This is a genomic window from Methylomonas sp. HW2-6, from assembly GCF_052474525.1.
This window is the reverse complement of the sequence record NZ_CP184124.1, coordinates 288632-308227: the sequence shown is the minus strand read 5'-3', so window position 1 is coordinate 308227 and position 19596 is coordinate 288632. Positions and strand designations below refer to the sequence as shown.

At 57.9% G+C, this 19596-nt stretch carries 18 protein-coding genes; 8 read left to right on the top strand and 10 right to left on the bottom strand.

Annotated elements, in window-relative coordinates:
* Positions 1 to 317 precede the first annotated feature (317 nt).
* Together ACH518_RS02435 and ACH518_RS02430 are read right to left on the bottom strand one after the other, a co-directional pair.
* A complete protein-coding gene (locus tag ACH518_RS02435) occupies positions 318 to 614 on the bottom strand; it encodes a hypothetical protein (protein WP_445371734.1) in 297 nt (98 codons plus the stop codon).
* 176 nt (positions 615 to 790) lie between these two features.
* Positions 791 to 1567, bottom strand: coding sequence for an N-acetylmuramidase domain-containing protein (locus ACH518_RS02430; RefSeq protein WP_445371733.1), 777 nt, complete (start codon positions 1565 to 1567; stop codon positions 791 to 793).
* 811 nt (positions 1568 to 2378) lie between these two features.
* On the opposite strand from ACH518_RS02430, the gene ACH518_RS02425 reads away from it, so the two are divergent.
* On the top strand, positions 2379 to 3233 hold the full coding sequence (locus ACH518_RS02425; RefSeq protein WP_278210428.1) for a hypothetical protein: 855 nt from the start codon (positions 2379 to 2381) through the stop codon (positions 3231 to 3233).
* A gap of 180 nt (positions 3234 to 3413) precedes the next feature.
* On the opposite strand, the gene ACH518_RS02420 is transcribed toward ACH518_RS02425, so the two are convergent.
* From ACH518_RS02420 to ACH518_RS02410, 3 genes are read right to left on the bottom strand one after another with little or no spacing between them, the layout of a single operon-like run.
* A complete protein-coding gene (locus ACH518_RS02420; protein WP_445371732.1) occupies positions 3414 to 3704 on the bottom strand; it encodes a SelT/SelW/SelH family protein in 291 nt (96 codons plus the stop codon).
* Positions 3701 to 5050, bottom strand: coding sequence for a UDP-N-acetylmuramate:L-alanyl-gamma-D-glutamyl-meso-diaminopimelate ligase (gene mpl / locus ACH518_RS02415; protein ID WP_445372958.1), 1350 nt, complete (start codon positions 5048 to 5050; stop codon positions 3701 to 3703). The genes ACH518_RS02420 and mpl overlap by 4 nt, the downstream gene beginning before the upstream one ends.
* Positions 5051 to 5064: 14 nt before the next feature.
* Positions 5065 to 5592 carry an ankyrin repeat domain-containing protein gene (locus tag ACH518_RS02410; protein WP_445371731.1) on the bottom strand — a complete coding sequence of 176 codons (528 nt, stop codon included), beginning with the start codon at positions 5590 to 5592 and terminating at the stop codon, positions 5065 to 5067.
* A 67-nt stretch (positions 5593 to 5659) separates the two neighbouring features.
* On the opposite strand from ACH518_RS02410, the gene apaG reads away from it, so the two are divergent.
* From apaG to ACH518_RS02395, 3 genes are all read left to right on the top strand, one after another.
* Complete coding sequence (gene apaG, locus ACH518_RS02405; protein WP_140914355.1) at positions 5660 to 6037, top strand: Co2+/Mg2+ efflux protein ApaG; 378 nt, start codon at positions 5660 to 5662, stop codon at positions 6035 to 6037.
* Positions 6037 to 6864 (top strand): symmetrical bis(5'-nucleosyl)-tetraphosphatase, encoded by an 828-nt coding sequence (locus ACH518_RS02400; protein WP_445371730.1) that lies wholly within the window; start codon positions 6037 to 6039, stop codon positions 6862 to 6864. Before apaG ends, ACH518_RS02400 begins: the two co-directional genes overlap by 1 nt.
* Positions 6865 to 6936: 72 nt before the next feature.
* A complete protein-coding gene (locus ACH518_RS02395) occupies positions 6937 to 7254 on the top strand; it encodes a hypothetical protein (RefSeq protein WP_445371729.1) in 318 nt (105 codons plus the stop codon).
* A 55-nt stretch (positions 7255 to 7309) separates the two neighbouring features.
* Here ACH518_RS02395 and speD read toward each other — a convergent pair whose 3' ends face one another.
* Positions 7310 to 8089 carry an adenosylmethionine decarboxylase gene (speD, locus tag ACH518_RS02390; protein WP_140914358.1) on the bottom strand — a complete coding sequence of 260 codons (780 nt, stop codon included), beginning with the start codon at positions 8087 to 8089 and terminating at the stop codon, positions 7310 to 7312.
* Positions 8090 to 8093: 4 nt separating this feature from the next.
* Positions 8094 to 8513, bottom strand: coding sequence for an OsmC family protein (locus ACH518_RS02385; protein WP_140914359.1), 420 nt, complete (start codon positions 8511 to 8513; stop codon positions 8094 to 8096).
* A 129-nt stretch (positions 8514 to 8642) separates the two neighbouring features.
* Between ACH518_RS02385 and crp the strand changes: the two genes are divergently transcribed.
* Entirely contained in the window at positions 8643 to 9296 is a 654-nt protein-coding gene (crp, locus tag ACH518_RS02380) for a cAMP-activated global transcriptional regulator CRP (protein ID WP_140914360.1), read from the top strand.
* 115 nt (positions 9297 to 9411) lie between these two features.
* On the opposite strand, the gene ACH518_RS02375 is transcribed toward crp, so the two are convergent.
* The gene (locus ACH518_RS02375) at positions 9412 to 10197 is read right to left on the bottom strand and encodes a dienelactone hydrolase family protein (RefSeq protein ID WP_445371728.1); all 786 of its coding nucleotides are present in this window, start codon (positions 10195 to 10197) and stop codon (positions 9412 to 9414) included.
* 115 nt (positions 10198 to 10312) lie between these two features.
* Between ACH518_RS02375 and ACH518_RS02370 the strand changes: the two genes are divergently transcribed.
* Positions 10313 to 11506: an MFS transporter gene (locus ACH518_RS02370; protein ID WP_445371727.1), complete on the top strand. Its 1194-nt coding sequence runs from the start codon at positions 10313 to 10315 to the stop codon at positions 11504 to 11506.
* 85 nt (positions 11507 to 11591) lie between these two features.
* On the opposite strand, the gene ACH518_RS02365 is transcribed toward ACH518_RS02370, so the two are convergent.
* Complete coding sequence (locus tag ACH518_RS02365; RefSeq protein ID WP_140914363.1) at positions 11592 to 11936, bottom strand: outer membrane protein assembly factor BamE; 345 nt, start codon at positions 11934 to 11936, stop codon at positions 11592 to 11594.
* Positions 11937 to 12045: 109 nt separating this feature from the next.
* On the opposite strand from ACH518_RS02365, the gene ACH518_RS02360 reads away from it, so the two are divergent.
* A complete protein-coding gene (locus ACH518_RS02360) occupies positions 12046 to 13650 on the top strand; it encodes a protein adenylyltransferase SelO (RefSeq protein ID WP_445371726.1) in 1605 nt (534 codons plus the stop codon).
* 95 nt (positions 13651 to 13745) lie between these two features.
* Positions 13746 to 18743: a beta strand repeat-containing protein gene (locus tag ACH518_RS02355; RefSeq protein WP_445371725.1), complete on the top strand. Its 4998-nt coding sequence runs from the start codon at positions 13746 to 13748 to the stop codon at positions 18741 to 18743.
* 68 nt (positions 18744 to 18811) lie between these two features.
* Here the strand turns inward: ACH518_RS02355 and ACH518_RS02350 are convergent, their stop codons facing one another.
* Positions 18812 to 19384: a VPLPA-CTERM sorting domain-containing protein gene (locus tag ACH518_RS02350; protein ID WP_445371724.1), complete on the bottom strand. Its 573-nt coding sequence runs from the start codon at positions 19382 to 19384 to the stop codon at positions 18812 to 18814.
* Positions 19385 to 19596: the final 212 nt, after the last annotated feature.

Here is a 19596-nt window from a genome sequence, read left to right as displayed (position 1 = left end):
AATCCGGTATATGTCTGCGGCAGGTGCCGAATGACAGGTGAGCGGTGTCGAAATACCGGTTTTTTCCTGGTTAAAGCGTATCGATTGCTAAGCGGGTATCAGTTAATCCTGCAACTGTTGGTATTGGCACGAAGTCGCTAGGTGATGGAGTAGAACAGAAGCAGAACAGGGTCAGGTTTAGAGCATCCTGATGGCCGTAAGGCGGATGAATTGCAAGGTGCGTGTTCGTAAGGCGGATTCGGAGCGGTAGCGACAATCCGCCAAAACTTCGAAACCACCCGGCGTTTTGCTATCGCGAAAACGCCCTACGGTCCGGGTTAGCGTTTCCGCGACTGTAATAGCAGCCAAACCAAAAACGGAGCCGAGTACACCGCAAAAGATGCTAACAGGCCCGGTATACCGTGTGGAGCCACTACCGTTTCGGTCAAAAACAGGGTGTCGCCGAAAATCGCCGCAATAGGCAAGTAGTAAAACGACAGCATCACTAGAACGACAAAACCGAATGGTAGCGGCGCGCCGAAAATCAGCAGCATTTCCAATAGGTTCGGCAGTACCGTTGCTAGCAGAAAAAGCCGCCATAAAATGCGGTATCGGTTCGGCTGGGGCGTATTCATCTTCAGCGCGATTTGGCAGGTTTGAATGGATAAGGGAGCCGCTAAAAATTGCACTCCGATAAGTTCGGTGCGGACGGAAGCCCTCTATCAATCAAGGTATTACCCGCTAACGCTTTGCCTGACTCAGTACAAGCCGAGAATTTATAGAGGCTTCCGTGCGTCATGTGCGGCCGGGCCTACGCCGATGGAAACGCCTGGCTCAGCAGCGTGCTTTCCGTTGTGATGTCCAGTTCGCCGGTTTTCGGCAGGCCGGCTTTTTCTTGATATGCGCTGATTGCCGAGCGGGTGCGTTTGCCGGTGACGCCGTCGATTGTGCCGGGGTCGAAGCCGAGATACAGCAGTGCTGCTTGCGCCGTGCGCAATCCCAAATCCGGCAGCATCACCTTGTATTGGGCGTGGGCTGCGGCCAGCCGGGTGTCGTACCGGTTTTTTTCGAAGCTCGGACCGTTGTAGCCGCGGGCAAACGCATCCCATTTGCCCTTTTGCATCGCACCGGCCAAGCCATTGGCTTTGATGAAATTGGCCATCGCCAGCAACTGGGCGTTCTCGTCTGCAACCAATGCGGCCACCATGGCGTCCACGGTGGTAAACCCTGCGTCTGCAAAGTTAAAACCCATCACCTGGCCAATGCCCCAGGAGGCGCTTTTCAGCGCTGCCGCCTGGTCCAGGCCGAGCGCTTTGTCCAGGCGGTCGTATTCCGCCGCACCGCCAATGTAGCCGCCGGCTTTGCTGTCGCTGATGTCAGGGGCGCTGCTGTCGAACCGGCCATCGGTTTGATTATGAAAAATATGCCGTTCAAACAGAATCTGCGGCCGCCGGTCTTTCAAAAAACCGAAGCCGCGCGTTTCCACGCTGAGCACCGCCCACACCTCGGGCTGGGTAACGCCCAAAGTGTTGCACACTTGTTCGATACCCTCGCCGCTTAACGGATGGCCTTGATCTTGAAAATTCATGATTACCCCCTTGATTGATTGTGCCGGGCGGAAGACGGCCCTTCACTTGTTTAATTTATTCGACCCGTTGCTTCCTGTTGCTGTGCCAAGCATCGGTGTGTGGCACCAGGCGCTATCGATCGAGGCTCCGGTAGGCTGCGTTTAAGAAGTGCCTGACTCATCATTCGCTCTGAGAACCCGGTTTACTGATCGAATTTCTGGCCGACCTTGCTTGGCGCGATCGGAGCGGCACGGCAGATTATCTTTTTGATTTGGACGACAAGCAATTGCCGCAGATGAGGCGCTATCAATACGCTTAAAAATGAGGTGAATGAGCGTCGATGCGGCATGGTGTCCGAAATTTGAAAATAATTCGGTAAAAGATATGTCTTCAGCAAAACGACTCTTCTATAAAGTCAGCGTTATTTTGAAACAGGTGGGCGATATTTTCTAATAACTCCTGTCAAGAATTTTTTTCATGGTTCTGTGGTATATCACTTAAACAGTATTAAATAACACAGTTTAAATGATATGCGCAAAAATTGATCTGCTAATGCGGCTGTCAGAGTATCCCCAGATCGGAAGTTAAGCTAGGAGCCGGCGGGGTTATTGATGTCGCCTGTGCTTAGTTAAGCGTCTGGTGTTATTGGTTGTTTTTAGTAAAACCTGCCGCCAAAGCCCGGTTTGACATGCGGGGGTTATAGTTTGAAATGATTATTCGGAATAAAGTTGGCGGTTTGGCATACTCCGTGCTGCATCGATTTTTTGAGATAGTTGATCATTTCTCGTCTCTTTCCCTCAATTACCCAGCCACAATGCTATGGATATTCACATGACTTTTCGATTTAAAGTGCTGTTATTCCCACTGATATTGTCTTGTTTCGCACCGCGAACATTTGCCCATATTAGCTACACGAATTTAATGGTGACGGATCCTGTGCACAACGCATTTGGTAATGCGGTTACCGAAACTGACGGCTCAATTACTTATAATTTTCGCGGCTCCGTTGCTGGAAACGCTGCTTGGGCGGATGCGGCTGACGAAAATTGGGGGGACAGCCACAGTGTTTTGCCATGGGAAAAATTCGAAGTCGATAGTGCCGGAGGAGCATATGTCAGCATCAGTATCTCGGGAGGAATATCCGGCTATGTTTTGGAATGGGATGAGGCGGTCCAAGATGTAAGGCCGAAAATTCAAGACGGCAAATTGGATTTAACGCCTGCCTTCACCCTTTACAGCGGCTTGCTACCCGAATTAGCACATGACTCATCGGAAGTCCTGCCGCCGCCTGAAGGCAAAGAAGGGCGTTGGAATGCATTGGGAGACGTCACCATGGCCAACGATGATGGTGATATCGGTACCGTTAAATACTTGATGCACGCAGGCGAGGTGGACAGCGGCAGCAGGACAGTCTCACTTGATAATATTTTCCTTCCGAAAGGCGTTTATTCAATGGCCATCGGAGGGGCTTGCTCCGCCTGTATCTTGCCCGAGCTTACAGATGAAATCGGCAACGATCCTCTTTTATGGGAAGCTTACCTCGCATTGGAAAACGATAGTTTTATTCAACGCGGTTATACGGTCTCTTTAAACATTCGGCCGGTTCCCGTACCGCCCGCATTGCCGCTGATGGCGACCGGGCTACTCGGTATTTTTGGAGTCAGAAGATTTTCACTGCGGAACTGAGAAATTTTTGCGTTGGGTGGGTGGTAGAGCTTTTGCCAATTCCGAGCGCCTTCGCTCGTTGGCTGTAAAACTCTAATGTTTAAGGTTTGGTATTGACGGACGTTGGCTCTGTCGGTATCTGCGCGGATTAGGAATTTGTCCCAGCGATTTTGTGCCGATCAACAAGATAGCCGAGCCCTCTCAAGACTGCGGCGCGGGCTTGCGGTCGATATGGCCCAAATCCCGCTCCGGCGCGATCACGTCTCTGACCAACTGTTTCAATTCGGTAATTTCGGGGAAGCGACCTTCAGCCTTGCGCGACCAGACCAACACGCTGTCGGCGGACACTTCGAAAATGCCGCCGGTGCCCGGTTGCAGCGCCAGTTCGCTCAATTCGCTATCGAAGGTCGTCAACAGCTCTTGCGCCATCCAGGCCGCGCGCAGCAGCCAGCGGCATTGGGTGCAGTAACGGATTTCGACGCGGTGGCTCATAGGCTGTCGCGCAGGCGTTGGTAGATGCCGCCGAAGCTGCCGTTGCTCATCAATAGGACGTGACAGACGCCGCCGGCCTCGGCTTGGATCGCGTTCACGATCGAATCCAGGCTGTTGCAAATCTCGATGTTATTGGCGTATTTCAGCAATTGGCTCAAATCCCAGCCCAGATTGTCGGGCTGGTAGATGATGGCGCGGTCGGCCTGGCTCAACGATTCGGCCAGGGATTGGGTATGCACACCCAGGCGCATCGTATTCGAGCGGGGTTCGACGATAGCCAGGATTTTTTCGTTACCGACTTGTTTGCGCAAACCGTCCAGCGTGGTTTGGATCGCGGTCGGGTGGTGGGCGAAGTCGTCGTAAACGGTGACGCCGGCTTTCTTGACGATGACTTCCATTCGCCGCTTGACGTTCTGGAATTGCGCCAACGCGGCGATGGCGTCGGCCGGGGCCACGCCGACATGGCGGGCGGCGGCGATGGCGGATAAGGCGTTGTAGACGTTGTGCCGGCCGGTCAGTGCCCATGCCACGGTGCCCTGGTTTTGGCCTTCGAAATGGATCGCAAAACGGCTGCCGTCGGCGGCCAGCAATTGCGCTTGCCACGGCGCCGGGGCATCGATCGCGGTCAGTTGCACCGGGGTCCAGCTGCCCATCGCCAATACTTCGGCGACGTGTTTTTCGCAGTCCGGGGCGATGATCAAACCCTGGCCGGGGACGGTTCTGACCAAATGGTGGAACTGCTTTTTGATGGCATCCAGGTTTTCGAAGATGTCGGCGTGGTCGTATTCCAGGTTGTTCAAAATCGCAGTGCGCGGCCGGTAATGCACGAATTTCGAGCGCTTGTCGAAAAAGGCGCAGTCGTATTCGTCGGCCTCGATGACGAAGAAATCCGATTCCCCCAGCCGGGCGGAAATGCCGAAGTTCAAAGGTATGCCGCCAATCAGAAAGCCGGGTTTGAAACCGTTGTATTCCAGAATCCAGCTCAGCATGCTGGTGGTGGTGGTTTTGCCGTGGGTACCGGCGACCGCCAACACCCATTTGTGTTGCAGCACATGTTCGGCCAGCCATCGCGGACCGGAGATATAGGGCAGGCCCAGATTCAATACCGCTTCGACTTCCGGATTGCCGCGCGACATGGCGTTGCCGATCACGACCAAGTCGGGTTTGACGTCCAGATTCTCGGCCTTGTAGCCGTTCATCAACTTGATGCCTTGCTGTTCGAGCTGAGTGCTCATCGGCGGGTAGACGTTCTGGTCGGAGCCGCTGACGGTGTAGCCGAGTTCGCGGGCGATCAGGGCCAGGCCGCCCATGAAGGTGCCGCAAATGCCGAGGATATGGATATGCACAGGTTTGGGTGGAGTCATTTTTTCGGTTCTTCGGGTTTTGCTTCGGAGTTGGCTTCGGCTTGAGGTTCGGACGGTGTGACTTCCTCGGCTTTCGCCTCTTGGGCTTTGGCGCCGGCTGCTTCCAATAATTTGACGATGTTGTCGCGGCCGAGCTTTTTGGCTTTGTCGAGGACTTTCACGCCTTGGGCGTCGGTGGCGTTGACGTTGGCGCCGGCGGCGATCAACACGCCGACCAGATCCGGGTTGCCGAACATTACCGCATCCGTTAGCGCCGTGGCGCCGAGTTTATCGGCCAGATTGACATCGGCGCCGTAAGCCAGCAAGGTTTTGACGATTCTGATGTTGCCGTTGAAGCTGGCTGCCATCAATGCGGTACGGTCTTGGTCGATCTTGCCGTTGGCATCCAGACCTTGTGCCAGCAATGATTCGACCCGTTCGATTTTGCCGGCGGCCGCGGCGGCGAACAGGTCTTTGACGTCTTCGGCAAACGCCGCCAAGGGCAGGGCCAGCAGGGCCGCGCCCCAAAATCTGCGGATGTTCATGGGATTGCTTGCGTTTGGTTACCAGTTGGGTTGAAATAACCGAAAGTCCGTTTTACATGATCCATCAATGAGCGAAAAAAACAAAGTTTTAGTTGAAGCGCAACCTTACTACGTCGAGGCGCAATCCTCGCCGGAACAGAACCGTTACGTGTTCGCTTACACCGTCACGATTACCAACGTCGGTTCCACGCCGGCCAAATTGCTGACCCGGCACTGGCTGATCACCGATGCCAACGGCAAGGTCCAGGAAGTCAACGGTGAAGGCGTGGTTGGCGAGCATCCGCATCTGAATCCGGGCGATTCGTTCCGTTATACCAGTGCGGCGATGATCGAAACGCCGGTCGGCGTGATGCAGGGCAAATACCAGATGCAGGCCGATACCGGCGAAAATTTCAACGCAGCCATTCCTAAATTTACCTTGTCGATTCCCAGAACCCTGCACTGATGGCAGATTATGCGATTGGTGATATTCAGGGCTGCTACGACGAATTCCGCCGGCTACTGGACCAGATAGGGTTTGATCCAGCTCAGGACCGGCTATGGCTGGCCGGCGATCTGGTCAACCGCGGGCCCAAGTCGCTGGAGACGCTGCGTTTCGTTAAAGGCCTCGGCGATGCGGCGATCACTGTGCTGGGCAACCACGATCTGCATTTGATTGCGACCGTGGTGTCGCTGAGCAAGGCCGGCAAAAAAGATACCTTGGGCGCTATTTTGCGGGCCGAGGATTGCGACGAGCTGATTCACTGGCTGCGCCACCAGCGTTTGTTTTACCGCGACGGCGATTTCTGCATGCTGCACGCCGGCCTGCCGCCGCAATGGGATTTGGCCACGACCGAGCAGATGGCGCGCGAAACCGAGCAAGCCATGCAGGGCGCCGATTACGAACGGTTTTTCCGCTCGATGTACGGCAACAAGCCTGCGCTGTGGCGGGAAGATTTGCCCAAGATCGAAAAACTGCGTTTTGCGGTTAACTGTTTTACCCGCTTGCGTTATTGCACGCTCGCCGGCGAGTTGGATTTCGGCCAGAAGGGCGCGCCGGGTACACAGCCCGCACATTTGCTGCCGTGGTTCCAGGTGCCGGGTCGGAAAAGTCGGGACATGCGGATCATTTTCGGCCATTGGTCGACCTTGGGCTATTACGAAGGCCACAACTGTTATTCGATCGATACCGGTTGCCTGTGGGGCGGCCAATTGACGGCGTTGCAATTGGGCGAAGCGCCGCAACGTTTCAGCATCGACTGTTGCCCGGCGCAGGACCCGCTGGCGGACTGAGCGTCGTCCCAGCTGCCGCGGTTTTCTTTGACCGTCCCCGTCCTTTCAATCCAACTTACAGGAAATAACCCAATGCAAACAAAATGGCTGTACCCAATATTTTTGGCCATGCCGCTGACGGTGTTCTCTTACACCGGCGAACACGATTACGGCCAACCGGTCGACCACAAACTGGAAAGTTTGACGCAATTACTGCAATTGACCCCGGAACAAAAAACCAAATTGGAAGCGATTTTCAAGGAACAGCACGAGAAATTCCGGGCCATCCATGAAGAATCGCACAGCCGGATCAAAGAGGTATTAAACCCGGAGCAGATGCGGAAAATGGACGAATTGCGTCAGCAACACAAAGAACGGATGCAGGAAGACGCCCAAAAGTCGACCCGTTAAATAGAAACGGCCGCGACGGTGGAGACCGTAGCGGCCGTTTTTAGTGCAAGCCAGATTAGGAGAAATTGCGGCCGTAGAAGATTTCGGCCATCTCGTCCTGCAACATTTCCTGGATTTCCTGCTTTTCGTCTTCGCTGAAGTTGCTTTCCTTTTCGAACAGGTAATTTTCCAGCTCGGTTTCCTTCAACATCATCTTGGTGTGGAAGATGTTCTCCTGATAGACGTTGACGTCGATCATTTGATACAGCTCTTTGGTGCTCTCGGCGATGTAGTTCTGAATCGAGTTGATCTTGTGGTCGATGTAATGCTTTTGGCCGGAAATATCGCGAGTAAAGCCGCGCACCCGGTAGTCCATGATCACGATGTCGGACTCGAAACTGTGGATCAGGTAATTCAGGGCTTTCAACGGCGAAATCTGACCGCAGGTCGAGACGTCGATGTCGGCACGGAAGGTGCAGATGTCGGTGTCCGGATGGCTTTCCGGATAGGTATGCACGGTGATGTGGCTTTTGTCCAGATGGGCCAAAATGGTGTCGGGTAGCGGGCCGGGCGATTCCGAGTTCATGCCGGCCGGAATCACCGCGCCTTCCGAAATCAGCATCGTCACGCTGGCGCCCTGCGGATCGTAATCCTGGTGGGCGATGTTCAGAATCTGGGCGCCGATGATGTTGGCGACGTCCTTCAAAATCTGGGTCAGACGCTTGGCGTTGTAGGCTTCGTCGATGTACTCGATGTAGGCTTTTTCCTGCTCTTTGGGTGCATAGCACACATCGTAGATATTGAAACTCAGCGATTTGGTCAGGTTGTTAAACCCGTGTAATTGTAACTTGCTCAACCGGTCAGCCCTCTATAACTTCAAAATCATGACTCATTTCCACGCCCGCTTTGCCTAGCATGATCGACGCGGAACAGTATTTCTCGGCCGACAATTTCACCGCCCGTTCCACTGCAGCAGCGGGCAGGTTTCTGCCGGTCACTTTAAAATGCAGATGGATTTTGGTGAAGACCGCGGGTACGCTGTCGGCCCGTTCCGCGGTCAGTTCTGCCGTACAATCGACAATGTCGTGCCGGCCTTTTTGCAGAATATCGATCACATCGAACGAGGAGCAGCCGCCCACGCCCAGCAACAACATTTCCATCGGCCGCACGCCGAGATTGCGGCCGCCGTGGTCCGGCGGTCCGTCCATCACGACGGTGTGACCGCTGCCGGATTCTCCGACAAACAGCCGGCCGTCGACCCATTTAATCGTTGCCTGCATAAATAATCCCAACCAAAAACGAAAATTGGCGCGGATTTTACAACGAACCTGTCAAATGTCTTGATTTTTTTCTAAAACTACTGCACCTTGGTAGAGTACACAAACTAGTTCACAAAATTATTACAACTTATGAGCTTTGTTAAACAAAACAAAATATCTCCAGCCGCCCTGGATGCCTTTCTACGTTTCTGTCACGTTAGAAGTTATCCGGCCAAAATAACCATCGTTCGTCCGGGTGACGTCGGCGATAAGTTGTTGTTCGTTGTCGACGGTTCGGTGAGCGTAAGTGTCGAAGATGAAGAAGGCCGCGAACTGATTCTGGCCTATTTGAATAAGCACGATTTCGTCGGCGAGATCGGCGTGTTCAAAAACGCCGAAACCCGCAGCGTGTCGGTTAAGACTAGGACCAAATGCCAGATGGCTGAGATCGGTTACGAGCGCTTCAAACTTCTGCTCAACACCGATTTGCGCGATCATGCCGTGGAAATTTTGACGGTATTGGGCGAGCAGCTTTCCACTCGCTTATTGATCACCAGTCGTAAATACCGCGATTTGGCGTTTATGGACGTTGAAGGCCGCATTGCCCGGACGTTGTTGGATCTGTGCAAGGAGCCGGATGCGATCACCCATCCCGACGGTATGCAATTGCATATCACCCGCCAGGAAATCGGCCGCATCGTCGGTTGCTCGCGGGAAATGGCCGGACGGGTGTTGAAGGAGCTGGAGGACAAAGGTTTGATTACCGCTCACGGTAAAACCATCGTCGTGTTCGGTACCCGCTAGGACACGATGGGTGGGCGGGGCGTTTGCGCCCCGCATGGGATGCGGGCTTTCGTATCCTGGCGCCGCCAACTGCACGTTGACGGCGAGACGGGCCGTGCCAGCGGTTCGCCGTTTCTTATTTCCCGAAAACCGTTCGAAATAGTTCCTGCATCGCCGCCCAGGATTGCCGGTCGGCATCGGCGTCGTAAGCGATCGGCAGGTTATTGGCCTTGCCCAGCCGGTCGGCGTCCGGATTGCTGAAACCGTGACGGACACCGGGATAGTTGACGAAGCGGTAATCGGCACCGGCTCCAGTCATTTCCGCCTGGAACGCGCTAATGCTGTCTGCAGTAACGAACTCGTCGGCGGCGCCGTTCAGCACCAGGATTTTGGCTTTGACTTTGCCGGGCTGGGCCGGGGTTTTGGTCGCCAGATTGCCGTGGAAACTGACCACGGCGGCCAAGTCGCCGCCCTGTCTGGCCATGTTCAATACCGTAGCGCCACCGAAGCAGTAACCTATCGCGGCAATTTTGCCCGGATCGACGCTAGGCTGTTGTTTCAGAAACGCCTCGGCGGCGGCAAAACGTTGTTCGGAGACGCCGGCCCGCTCGACCACGCTGGCCATGAATGCCGATGCCTCTGCCGCATGTTCGCTGAATTTGCCGTCGCCGTACATATCCACCGCCAGCGCGGTATAGCCCAGTTCCGCCAACATTTTCGCCCGCTGCTTGGCGTAATCGTTCAAGCCCCACCACTCGTGTACGACCATTACCCCAGGTTGCTTCTCGCCCTTGGCGTCGTCCCACGCCAAATAAGCTTTGAACGTGGTGCCGCCGGCCTGATAGCTGACGCTCTGTTCGTGCAATGCCGCCTGTAACCCGGAACTGAAGAATAATGTCAAAAACAATAAGCGGGATATCATGTAGCTCTCCTGTTAGCGTAAAAAGGCTTACGGTTACACCGCTAACGGATATTGTCAATCGGCTGGGGAATGGCGTTGCTGCCTTCGGCCTGTAAAAACCTTATATGGCGAGCGTATGAAACAAAGCGGTTCCCGCCCGGTGTGGCGGCAAATTCCGGCCAGCGTTTGGGCCTTGGGCTGCGTCAGCCTGCTGATGGATATCTCGTCGGAGATGATCCATAGTCTGTTGCCGCTGTTCATGGTTTCGGTATTGCACGCCAGCAGCCTCAGTATCGGCTTGATCGAAGGCGCGGCCGAGGCGACTGCGCTGATCGTTAAGGTGTTTTCCGGCACGCTCAGCGACTACCTGGGCAAGCGCAAGAGCTTGGCTTTGCTGGGTTACGGCCTCGGTGCTCTGACTAAGCCGTTGTTTGCGCTGGCCGCCAGTGCCGACATGGTGTTGAGCGCGCGTTTGTTGGACCGGGTCGGTAAGGGGATACGCGGCGCACCGCGGGATGCGCTGGTGGCCGACGTGACGCCGATCGAGATTCGCGGTGCGGCGTTCGGGCTCAGGCAGTCGCTGGATACGGTCGGCTCTTTCCTGGGGCCGCTGCTGGCGGTCGGTTTAATGTTGGCATGGGCCGACGATTTTCGCGCGGTGTTTTGGGTGGCGGTAGTGCCCGCCGGGCTGTCGGTAGCTATGCTGTCGTTCGGCGTCAAAGAGCCGGCCAATGTGAAGCGCGCCAAGCGCGGCAATCCGATTCATCGCAGCAACCTAAAGCGTTTGGGGTCAGAATATTGGTGGGTCGTGGCAATTGGCGCGGTGTTTACGCTGGCCAGATTCAGCGAAGCGTTTTTGGTTTTGCGTGCGCAACAGGGCGGCATGGCGATCGCGCTGGTACCCTTGGTCATGGTGGCCATGAACCTGGTCTATTCGGCGACCGCATATCCGTTCGGGCGATTGTCGGACCGGATGTCGCACCGAACCTTATTGGCCTGGGGCTTGCTCGTACTGATCGGCGCCGATTTGACCTTGGCATTCAGCGCCCGATGGGAGGTGACCTTGGCCGGGGTGGGCTTGTGGGGGCTGCACATGGGGATGACTCAGGGCTTGTTGGCGAAAATGGTCGCCGACACCGCGCCCGAGGATTTGCGCGGGACCGGGTTCGGATTCTTCAATTTGGTCAGCGGAGTGGCGATGTTGCTGGCTAGCGTGCTGGCCGGTTTATTGTGGGATCGGCTGGGTGCGGCGACGACATTTTATGCGGGGGCTGGCTTTAGCCTGTTGTCTCTGGCGATGTTGTTTATGCGGCGGATTGCCGACCGCTAGGGCTGTTAACCGGCTGCGGCAGTTCGAGCTCGCCGGCCGTCAAGACCGGCGAAGCAAGGCACGATGAGACCTATGCAGGTGGCGTCTATTTGCGGGTGGTGCTGAAGGTGTAGGAACGGACTATGCCTTGCGGGTCGAAACGGATCAGCAAGTCTTGTGAGTCGGTGCCGCCGAACAAAGCGTACTTGTAAATGCCGTAGGTCCAGGTCGGTTTACCGTCTTCCATGCCGGTGCGCCATGGCGTACCGAACATTTCGGTAATGTCCTGCTTGCGGGTTTGGCCGATTTTGATTTCCGGCACGTGATTTGCTGCAAACTCCTGGCCGACCGTGAAACAACCGGTCAATTGCGTTGTCGATAAGGCGCTAACCAGCAATAGCGACGTTAACGTTAAAGTGCGCGGATTGAGTTTGATGAAATGGTTTTTCATAAGCATTGCCTTCAGGAAAATTGATGGTCTTAAACTAGCGTTTAACGGTTTATCTTAGCTGTTTCCGGTTACCACCCGTAAACTTTTTAGCCAAAACCCGGATGCCCAGATGCTCACCCACGCCGATAGTTACTCTCTCGATTGCCTCAGATTCGATAACCGTTTCGTCCGCGAACTGCCGGGCGACACCGAAACCGATAATTTTCGCCGCCAGGTTTACGGCGCCTGCTATTCATTGGTGCAGCCGACGCCGGTGAAAAGCCCGCGCCTGGTGGCTTATTCGGCTGAAGTGGCGGCCGAATTGGGTCTTTCGGACCAGGATTGCCTGTCCGAAGACTTCTGTCAAGTGTTTGCCGGCAACCGCCTGGCGGCCGGAATGCAGCCTTTCGCGATGTGTTACGGCGGCCACCAATTCGGCCATTGGGCCGGCCAGCTCGGCGACGGCCGGGCGATCAATCTCGGCGAAGCCGTCTGTCCCGACGGACGCCGCCGAACCCTGCAATTGAAAGGGGCCGGCCGGACGCCGTATTCGCGCAGCGCCGACGGTTTGGCCGTGTTGCGTTCCTCTGTTCGCGAGTTTCTGTGCAGCGAGGCAATGCACCATTTGGGCGTGCCGACCACTCGTGCGTTGAGTGTGGTTCTGACCGGCGAGAACGTGGTGCGCGACATGTTCTATGACGGCAATCCGCAATTGGAGCCGGGTGCCGTGGTGTGTCGGGTGGCGCCGTCTTTTACCCGCTTCGGCAATTTCCAGATTTTTACCGCCCGCGACGATTTGGAGTCGTTGAAGAAATTGGCCGACTACACGATCCGCAGCGACTTTCCGGAATTGGGTGAGCCGAGTCCTAAGGTGTATCTGCGTTGGTTCGAGGAAGTCTGCCGGCTCACCGCCGAAATGGTGGTGCATTGGCAGCGGGTCGGTTTCGTGCACGGCGTGATGAACACCGACAACATGTCCATTCTGGGTTTGACCATCGACTACGGTCCTTACGGCTGGTTGGAAAACTATGATCCGGATTGGACCCCGAATACCACCGACGCCCAAGGGAGGCGCTACCGTTTCGGCAATCAGCCGAAGATTGCCTACTGGAATCTGGTGCAACTGGCAAACGCGATTTATCCGTTAGTGATGCGTGCGGAAGCGCTGGAGCAGGCGTTGTTGACGTTTAGCGAAACCTTCGAAGCGGAATGGCGCGCCACGATGGCCGCCAAATTGGGCTTGAGCCGTTTCGATACGGACAATGACCAGGAACTGGTTAGCGATTTGTTACAACTGCTACAAGCCGCCGAAGTTGATATGACCCTGTTTTATCGGCAATTGGCAGAGCTCGATCCGTGCGACCCGGCCGTGGCGGTTGCCGGTTTTCTAACGATGTTGGAAAACAACAGCTATGCTGCCATCGCAGAAGAGCAGCGCAATCGGGCGGTGGCGTGGTTCCAGCGATACTGCGAACGTAGCCGGCAGGATGGTAGCGATCGCGATGTCCGGCGGGCGCGGATGAATGCGGTAAATCCGAAATACGTGTTGAGGAATTATCTGGCACAGCTGGCGATAGACCAGGCGGAGCAGGGAGATTTCGATTTGGTCGGTGAATTGTTAGAGGTTTTGCGAAACCCCTATGCCGAACAGCCGGGCCGCGAGCGATTCGCCGAAAAACGGCCGGATTGGGCGAAGCAACGGGCGGGCTGTTCAATGCTGTCTTGCAGCTCTTGACAGTGGAATGGGCGATTTTTTCGCCCTGCTACTGTACTGAGTTGCCCGGCTGGCCTACTATTACACTTTTTGGCTGAACTAACTCGGAGCAGAGCATGGCTCAAGAACTCGGCATTGTAAAACTAGTGAGCGGATCGGTCAGCGCCACGGCGGCCGACGGCACTACCCGTGTATTGCAAGCCGGCGACAAGGTGTTCGATACCGACATACTTGCCACCGCTGCCGGCAGTGCCATCGTGATTCAGCTGGCCGATGGCTCCACCGTGGATATGGGGGGTAATGACCGGATGCAACTCGGCGCGGTGTTGCAGGAGCAAGAGCGGGAGGAGGCGGTGGTTGCGCAGAATCCGCCGCCGGCCGGTCCCTCGGTTGAAGATATTCAAGCAGCCTTGCTAGCGGGCGCCGATCCGACCCAAATAGCCGATCCGACTGCGGCAGGAGCCCCGGCTGCCGGCGCCGCAGGCGGCGTTGCCGGTAACGAAGGCCATGTGCCGGTCAGCGTCGACTATCTGAATCCGGTGGCGCCGGTGACCAACGGTTTCGATACCACCGGCCCAAGTGTGGCATTCAACAATATCGTCCCGGAAGTGCTGTTACTAAACCCTGGCACATTGCCGGGGGAGCAGATTACCGGCGGAAATCTGCCGCCGGTCGCGGCTAACGACAGCGTCAGCGGCATTCCTGCCGGCACCCCGGTCACGCTCGACGTGCTGGGCAACGACAACGACCCGGACGGCAGCCTGAACCCCGCCAGCGTGACGATCGTCGGCAGCGGCGGCCCCGGCCAACCGCTGGTCGTAGCGGGCCAAGGCACCTGGACGGTTAACCCGGCGACCGGCGCCATCACCTTTACCCCGGACGTCGGCTTCACCGGCGACCCGACCCCGATCAGCTACACCGTGGCCGACAACCTGGGCCTGGTCTCGAACCCGGCCACGGTGACGGTCGACTACAACCGGCCGCCGGTGGCCGCGAATGACAGCGCCAGCGGCATCGCCGCCGGCACCCCGGTCACGCTCGACGTGCTGGGCAACGACAACGACCCGGACGGCAGCCTGAACCCCGCCAGCGTGACGATCGTCGGCAGCGGCGGCCCCGGCCAACCGCTGGTCGTAGCGGGCCAAGGCACCTGGACGGTCAACCCGGCGACCGGTGCCATCACCTTTACCCCGGACGCCGGCTTCACCGGCGACCCGACCCCGATCAGCTACACCGTAGCCGACAACCTGGGCCTGGTCTCGAACCCGGCCACGGTGACGGTCGACTACAACCGGCCGCCGGTGGCCGCGAATGACAGCGCCAGCGGCATCGCCGCCGGCACCCCGGTCACGCTCGACGTGCTGGGCAACGACAACGACCCGGACGGCACGTTAAACCCGGCCAGTGTAACGATCGTCGGCAGCGGCGGCCCCGGCCAACCGCTGGTCGTAGCGGGCCAAGGCACCTGGAGCGTCAATCCGGCGACCGGCGCCATCACCTTTACCCCGGACGTCGGCTTCACCGGCGACCCGACCCCGATCAGCTACACCGTGGCCGACAACCTGGGCCTGGTCTCGAACCCGGCCACGGTGACGGTCGACTACAACCGGCCGCCGGTGGCCGCGAATGACAGCGCCAGCGGCATCGCCGCCGGCACCCCGGTCACGCTCGACGTGCTGGGCAACGACAACGACCCGGACGGCAGCCTGAACCCCGCCAGCGTGACGATCGTCGGCAGCGGCGGCCCCGGCCAACCGCTGGTCGTAGCGGGCCAAGGCACCTGGACGGTTAACCCGGCGACCGGCGCCATCACCTTTACCCCGGACGTCGGCTTCACCGGCGACCCGACCCCGATCAGCTACACCGTGGCCGACAACCTGGGCCTGGTCTCGAACCCGGCCACGGTGACGGTCGACTACAACCGGCCGCCGGTGGCCGCGAATGACAGCGCCAGCGGCATCGCCGCCGGCACCCCGGTCACGCTCGACGTGCTGGGCAACGACAACGACCCGGACGGCAGCCTGAACCCCGCCAGCGTGACGATCGTCGGCAGCGGCGGCCCCGGCCAACCGCTGGTCGTAGCGGGCCAAGGCACCTGGACGGTTAACCCGGCGACCGGCGCCATCACCTTTACCCCGGACGTCGGCTTCACCGGCGACCCGACCCCGATCAGCTACACCGTGGCCGACAACCTGGGCCTGGTCTCGAACCCGGCCACGGTGACGGTCGACTACAACCGGCCGCCGGTGGCCGCGAATGACAGCGCCAGCGGCATCGCCGCCGGCACCCCGGTCACGCTCGACGTGCTGGGCAACGACAACGACCCGGACGGCAGCCTGAACCCCGCCAGCGTGACGATCGTCGGCAGCGGCGGCCCCGGCCAACCGCTGGTCGTAGCGGGCCAAGGCACCTGGACGGTCAACCCGGCGACCGGTGCCATCACCTTTACCCCGGACGCCGGCTTCACCGGCGACCCGACCCCGATCAGCTACACCGTAGCCGACAACCTGGGCCTGGTCTCGAACCCGGCCACGGTGACGGTCGACTACAACCGGCCGCCGGTGGCCGCGAATGACAGCGCCAGCGGCATCGCCGCCGGCACCCCGGTCACGCTCGACGTGCTGGGCAACGACAACGACCCGGACGGCACGTTAAACCCGGCCAGTGTAACGATCGTCGGCAGCGGCGGCCCCGGCCAACCGCTGGTCGTAGCGGGCCAAGGCACCTGGAGCGTCAATCCGGCGACCGGCGCCATCACCTTTACCCCGGACGTCGGCTTCACCGGCGACCCGACCCCGATCAGCTACACCGTGGCCGACAACCTGGGCCTGGTCTCGAACCCGGCCACGGTGACGGTCGACTACAACCGGCCGCCGGTGGCCGCGAATGACAGCGCCAGCGGCATCGCCGCCGGCACCCCGGTCACGCTCGACGTGCTGGGCAACGACAACGACCCGGACGGCAGCCTGAACCCCGCCAGCGTGACGATCGTCGGCAGCGGCGGCCCCGGCCAACCGCTGGTCGTAGCGGGCCAAGGCACCTGGACGGTTAACCCGGCGACCGGCGCCATCACCTTTACCCCGGACGTCGGCTTCACCGGCGACCCGACCCCGATCAGCTACACCGTGGCCGACAACCTGGGCCTGGTCTCGAACCCGGCCACGGTGACGGTCGACTACAACCGGCCGCCGGTGGCCGCGAATGACAGCGCCAGCGGCATCGCCGCCGGCACCCCGGTCACGCTCGACGTGCTGGGCAACGACAACGACCCGGACGGCAGCCTGAACCCCGCCAGCGTGACGATCGTCGGCAGCGGCGGCCCCGGCCAACCGCTGGTCGTAGCGGGCCAAGGCACCTGGACGGTTAACCCGGCGACCGGCGCCATCACCTTTACCCCGGACGTCGGCTTCACCGGCGACCCGACCCCGATCAGCTACACCGTGGCCGACAACCTGGGCCTGGTCTCGAACCCGGCCACGGTGACGGTCGACTACAACCGGCCGCCGGTGGCCGCGAATGACAGCGCCAGCGGCATCGCCGCCGGCACCCCGGTCACGCTCGACGTGCTGGGCAACGACAACGACCCGGACGGCAGCCTGAACCCCGCCAGCGTGACGATCGTCGGCAGCGGCGGCCCCGGCCAACCGCTGGTCGTAGCGGGCCAAGGCACCTGGACGGTTAACCCGGCGACCGGCGCCATCACCTTTACCCCGGCCGCCGGCTTCACCGGCGACCCGACCCCGATCAGCTACACCGTGGCCGACAACCTGGGCCTGGTCTCGAACCCGGCCACCGTCACCGTCGACTATATTCCAACCGTGGTGGCGACTAACGCGGTAGTCGACGAGACTAACGGCAATTTGGATCAAACAGGTGGCGCTGTATTAGTCGAGCCGACCGGCTCCGGATCTTTGTTGATCGACGGTCAGCCCCCTGTTTCGGTAACTTTGGCGGCGACGGGAGCAACCTGGGACGCTGCCAGCAAAACGTTGGATGCCAGTACTTATCGGATCACGGTGAATGCCGACGGTAGCTACGAGTTTGCGTTGAAGGGCGCATTGTCCCATCCCGGGGCGGCAGACGCCGCTTCGGCGCCAATCCAATACGATATTTCCGCGGTATTGACCGGAACGAACGGGGAAGTCGCGAATGCCGTTTTCCGGGTTGATGTTTACGACGACGGGCCAAGGGTAGCCAACAGCAATGGCCAGGTACAGAATGTTGCTCAGCCCGACCAAGTCTTGTCCGGCTTGATTGATTATGATTTGGGATTCGACGGTTTCGGAGCTTCCGGCGGCGTAACTTTAGTGAATAACAACGGTGCATTAACCTCGCGCGGAGACAGTATTTCTTATTTGGTTTTCGATAGCAACGGCGATAATTTGCAGGAGATTTACGCTTTTGTTGATAAAGGTGGTCTTACCACCGAGGCCAATTATCTTGATCAAAAGTCAATCGATCGTGCTGTGTTTTCTCTTGAGCCTACGGAGCCCGGGTCAGTTGACGGGGCTTACAAGTTGGTTCTGTACGATGTATTGGATATACCGGCTCCAACGCCGACAACACTGACTTTTGAGAACGCCACGAGCGTTTCCGCGTCGCAGATCGCCTTCGGAAGCTCGCTAGTAGTGCAGGGGAGCAACCTGGTGTTGAGTCCTGCCAATCATATCGGCGTCAACGACAACGCTTTGGATCGTGGTGAAACCTTGACCTTTAAGTTCGGTGGGGTGGTCAATGCAGTGCAAATGAATGACATCAATGCCGATCTCGCCGGTCCGGATCGGTTTAGTTGGACTGCTTACAAAGACGGAGCCGTCGTTGGCAGCCGGAATAATGTGACAATGCCTTCCGGCGGCTTTACCCCAGCCATTAACGTCAATGGTGGTTTCGATACCCTGAAGATCGATATCACTGCGGGCAAGTTTGAACTGGGTGGGTTGAAATATCAGGCGGCAAGTTCGCAAACGCTGCAATTGAATTTCGGTTTCACTGCCACAGATGGTGATGGGGATAGTGTTAGCGGCAGCTTCAGCGTAAATGCCGGTACACTACTCGCGACGGGTATTACGACGACGTTGCCCGAGCTACAACACGCCGATAGCCACGTTCATTAATCTGGCTAACCACCCCACATAAAAAAACCGGCTTAAGCCGGTTTTTTTATGTGGGGTGGTTAGCTAAGTCAGCTGGATTTACGATATTTGCCGGTACCGAATACGCCCAACAAGCCGCCGGCAAACAGCCAAGCGGCGGCCGGCAGAGGTACGGCTGGCGTGTTATAGGTCAGCCTTGCTTCGACGAACGGCGGAAACTGGGCAGTGAAGCCGCCAGCATGCAAGTTAAATTCAACGTCGCTCGATAAATTCAACCAAATGACAATTTTGTTGTCGCTGGTCCAGTTCACCAGATCGGCGCCATCCAGTACAAATTCTTGGCTCCATTCGACGACGTCTTGGTGGTGCGAATTGGAGACGATGCCGCCGAAATAAGGGGACGCATTATCCGGAAACGCGACGCCGTCAATGCTGAACGCGATGTTTTCCAGATCGGAGTTCTCGCTGTAGTCGCCGCGGGCGTGAATCCAAAGCGAGCCCTCGGTCAACGCTGCGAGTGGGGCGTTATCGATTATAAATTCGAAGCTTTGTCCGTCGGCGGTTTGCTGAAACGTTTGCGAAGTAAATGTAACCGTATTTGCTTGCGCGCTGGTCGCGGTCAGAAACAGTGCGGCTAAAGTGAGTAAAACTCGGCTACGCATCGGATTCTCCTTGTAAAATTTAGAACTAACGCAAATTCTAAGCGATGTCGTACTGCAAAGCCACTTGTACTTTTGGGCTGGTGAACAGTACGGCGGCGCTCAAGATGCTACCGACTCCGTTTCGGCCTCGTTGCCAACAAAGCCGAAACCGGCGCAAGTCACCGAATATAAGGCCGCGTCGGCGGATAAGCTGCCAAAAAAACATGCTGACA

Coding starts and splice junctions, on each gene's coding strand:
- ACH518_RS02435 (WP_445371734.1), bottom strand. CDS start 614: ATGAATACGCCCCAGCCGAACCGATACCGCATTTTATGGCGGCTTTTT.
- ACH518_RS02430 (WP_445371733.1), bottom strand. CDS start 1,567: ATGAATTTTCAAGATCAAGGCCATCCGTTAAGCGGCGAGGGTATCGAA.
- ACH518_RS02425 (WP_278210428.1), top strand. CDS start 2,379: ATGACTTTTCGATTTAAAGTGCTGTTATTCCCACTGATATTGTCTTGT.
- ACH518_RS02420 (WP_445371732.1), bottom strand. CDS start 3,704: ATGAGCCACCGCGTCGAAATCCGTTACTGCACCCAATGCCGCTGGCTG.
- ACH518_RS02410 (WP_445371731.1), bottom strand. CDS start 5,592: ATGAACATCCGCAGATTTTGGGGCGCGGCCCTGCTGGCCCTGCCCTTG.
- apaG (WP_140914355.1), top strand. CDS start 5,660: ATGAGCGAAAAAAACAAAGTTTTAGTTGAAGCGCAACCTTACTACGTC.
- ACH518_RS02400 (WP_445371730.1), top strand. CDS start 6,037: ATGGCAGATTATGCGATTGGTGATATTCAGGGCTGCTACGACGAATTC.
- ACH518_RS02395 (WP_445371729.1), top strand. CDS start 6,937: ATGCAAACAAAATGGCTGTACCCAATATTTTTGGCCATGCCGCTGACG.
- ACH518_RS02385 (WP_140914359.1), bottom strand. CDS start 8,513: ATGCAGGCAACGATTAAATGGGTCGACGGCCGGCTGTTTGTCGGAGAA.
- crp (WP_140914360.1), top strand. CDS start 8,643: ATGAGCTTTGTTAAACAAAACAAAATATCTCCAGCCGCCCTGGATGCC.
- ACH518_RS02375 (WP_445371728.1), bottom strand. CDS start 10,197: ATGATATCCCGCTTATTGTTTTTGACATTATTCTTCAGTTCCGGGTTA.
- ACH518_RS02370 (WP_445371727.1), top strand. CDS start 10,313: ATGAAACAAAGCGGTTCCCGCCCGGTGTGGCGGCAAATTCCGGCCAGC.
- ACH518_RS02365 (WP_140914363.1), bottom strand. CDS start 11,936: ATGAAAAACCATTTCATCAAACTCAATCCGCGCACTTTAACGTTAACG.
- ACH518_RS02360 (WP_445371726.1), top strand. CDS start 12,046: ATGCTCACCCACGCCGATAGTTACTCTCTCGATTGCCTCAGATTCGAT.
- ACH518_RS02355 (WP_445371725.1), top strand. CDS start 13,746: ATGGCTCAAGAACTCGGCATTGTAAAACTAGTGAGCGGATCGGTCAGC.
- ACH518_RS02350 (WP_445371724.1), bottom strand. CDS start 19,384: ATGCGTAGCCGAGTTTTACTCACTTTAGCCGCACTGTTTCTGACCGCG.